The sequence below is a fragment of the Rothia sp. SCPM-O-B-18226 (M350) genome, from assembly GCF_058213595.1.
The window spans coordinates 1-235 of sequence record NZ_JBYQJS010000020.1 but is presented as its reverse complement, the minus strand read 5'-3'; the positions used below and the strand labels follow the sequence as shown (position 1 = coordinate 235).

1 pseudogene is annotated in these 235 nt (G+C 56.2%); it reads right to left on the bottom strand.

Features of this window, described 5'->3' with window-relative positions:
* A pseudogene (locus AC3E6W_RS08745) lies at nt 1–235 on the bottom strand (hypothetical protein); the annotation flags it as partial.

Here is a 235-nt window from a genome sequence, read left to right as displayed (position 1 = left end):
AAAGGAGAGCTTAAACTCGGTAACATCGGTACCCAACTTCTGCCAAGGACCAGTCGCCGTGAAGTTGCGACCGATGATGTTCTCAAAACTTTGCCCCGCCTCCCCCTTGTAAGAGTTGTACCTGCGGTAGACCCTCTCACGGCGTATACCGCAGCGCAGCCCCATCTGACGCATCATCTTCAAAACCGTCTTATCAGCGATGCGCTCCCCTTCCTCAGCGCGCAGGCACATGGCC